The 2,434-nt window shown below is 75.1% G+C and carries 1 protein-coding gene and 1 pseudogene; both read right to left on the bottom strand.

Going from position 1 to position 2,434, the window contains the following annotated elements; all coding sequences use genetic code 11:
• Positions 1 to 1,017, bottom strand: a pseudogene (locus tag H5J30_RS27340) (heparinase II/III domain-containing protein); the annotation flags it as partial.
• Between the two features lie 39 nt (positions 1,018 to 1,056).
• A partial coding sequence (locus tag H5J30_RS27335) for an ROK family transcriptional regulator (RefSeq protein ID WP_181789987.1) occupies positions 1,057 to 2,434 on the bottom strand: 1,378 nt, incomplete at its 5' end.

The raw sequence follows: 2,434 nt of genomic DNA, 5'->3' as shown, positions 1-2,434 counted from the left end.
GAACAGCACCGCGGGCGTCGTCTCCCGCGGCCGGGCGGGCCCGTCGGCGAAGTTGACGCTCCAGCCGCTGCCGATCCATGTGGCCACCGGATAGCGGGCGAGGGCGCGTACGAGCGGCAGCCCGAAGACCCCGGCGTCGGTGCCGAGCAGCGCGGTGACCGTCTCCAGGCACTCGAAGAGGCTGGCACCGGCGCGCCACCAGTAGTGCGGGCCCTCGTCGCAGCCGCCGTCGCGCGGTTGGGCCGCCAGGTAGTTGTCCAGGCCGCCGAGTATGCGGTGGACCAGGGCCGCCGCGCGGTCCGCCGACTCCTCGGTCAGCGCGGTGGCCAGCAGCAACTCGGAGTGGATCCAGGGGTTCCAGTTGTTGAGCTTGGCCGTCGAGCCGTCGTACCAGCCCCAGTCGTCGCGTTCGAGATACGGCTCCAGGACGCGGGCGGAGACCTCCCGGCGCAGCCGGCGGCGCACCAGCGGCTCGGCCCGGTCGAGTTCGTCGCCCACCACGGCGTCGGTGAGGGCGAGCAGCGCGGCCGTGCCGGAGGCGCCGAGGTCCAGGGTGGGCCGGGCGGGGTCGGGGAGGAGGCCCTGCCGTACGCCGTGGGAGCCGAGGACCCGGAAGTCGTGCGCGGGCCAGCACCACGACGTCTCCTCGCACAGCGCCCAGACGCCGTCCATCACCTCGTCGAGAAACGCGCCCCGTCGGTCCGCTTGGGCGGGCTCGGTGGACGCGGCGGCGGCGAGCACGGCGCGGCCGAGCCGCTCGCGCCGCGCGAAGAGCGGCGTCTGGTAGTCCCAGCGGTCGCCGTCCCGCGCGAAGCGGGCGTACAGCGAGGCGGGCAGGCCGGGCCAGGGCCGGCCCAGTGCGGCGGCGGCCGGGGCGACGATGCGCGCCCGGGTGCCGGCGGGGAGCGCGGCCCAGGCGCGGCGGTCCGTCGACCGCGGTACGGGGCTCCACCGCCCGGGCGGGGGCAGCCTGTCTGCGACCAGGGCGGGCGGGAACAGCTCGGTCAGACGTGTCATCCGGATCGAAGTCCTCGGTGTCTCGGTGCCGGGCGGTATTCAGGCCGTCGGGCCGCTGTGCGTACGCAGCCGGGGCGCGAAGGTCATGTGGAAGACCCCCGCCGCCGCGCCCACCGCCGCCGCGGAGGCGCTCAGCGTGGAGTACGTGACGCGCACCGGCCGGACCCGGCTGGCCATCGGGAAGCGGTTCACCGCGTCGGAGATCTCCGACAGGTACAGCTCGGCGACCTCGGGCGGGACCGCGGGACCGCCGACGATCATCAGGTCCATGTCGTACAGGTCCGTCATGGCCACCGCGCCCCGCGCCACCACCCGGGCCACGTCCCGGATGGCCCCGGTCGCACGCGCATCGCCACCGGCCGCCGCGCTGCACACCGCCCCGTACGGGAGGGCGCCGTCCGGTCCGGCGAGGCCCGCTGCGCGGGCCCGCTCGACGACGGCGGACATCGGCGCGCACTCGGGCACCATCCGCGGCCCGCCCTGCGGCGTCACGTGGTCGATGGCGTACGCGGTCAGCTCCCCGAACTCGCCGGCGTTGCCCGACATCCCGCGGAACACGTCCCCGTTGAGGAACGCGCCGCTGCCCGCCCCGGCGCCCAGGTACAGGTAGACGAAGTCGGTGCTGCTCTCGACCGTGCCCAGCCACCGCTCGCCGATCGCGGCCGCGGTGGCGTCCTTCTCCAGCAGCACCGGCACGTTGAGCCGCCGCTGCAGCTCGGCCCGGAGCGGGAACTCGCCCCAGGCCGCCCAGAGCGGCGGGTTGAGCAGGACGCCCTCGTGGATGTCGAGCGGCCCGGGGGCGGCGACGCCGACGCCGAGCAGGTTCGTGCCCAGCGGGCCGGCGGCGGCGATCGCCTCCGCCGTCGTCGCGGTGATCCACTCCAGGTACGACTCCGGGCCGCTGCCAGGCGTCACGGGCAGGCTGCGTCTGTCCCGTACGTCGCCGCAGAGGTCGACCAGTTCGAGCGAGATGAGTTCGGGGTCGACGTGGATGCCGATGGCGCAGGCCGCATCGGGCCGCAGGCGCAGCGGTATGCGCGGCTTGCCCAGGCCCTCGCTCCGGGAGCGGGGTCGGTCGGCGCTGAGGAAGCCGGTGGTGAGCAGGTTGCGGGTGATACGCGAGACGGCCTGCGGCGTCAGGCCCGTACGCTCCGCGATTGCGACCCGGCTGAGCGAGCCGGCCACCCTGATGGCCTCGATCACCAGCTTCTCGTTGAAGGACCCCAGTGCGAGCTGGTCGAAGGCCCGGTGGAGGGGGGGTCTGCGGGGCGCGGTCAGCTCCCGCTCCTGCCGCAGCCAGCGAAACGGCCTGCCCGCCGCCGTCTTGGCGTGGGCCCGGGCGGTGTCGGCGAGCGAGTCGAGCGCGACCCGCGCCGGCTGCGGCTGGTACTGCAGCTCCAACTGCCCGATCAGGCAG

It is taken from the genome of Streptomyces phytophilus, assembly GCF_013870535.1.
GTDB classification, from domain to species: domain Bacteria; phylum Actinomycetota; class Actinomycetes; order Streptomycetales; family Streptomycetaceae; genus Streptomyces; species Streptomyces phytophilus.
The sequence above is the reverse complement of the archived record's forward strand: the minus strand, read 5'-3'. Positions and strand labels throughout refer to the sequence as shown.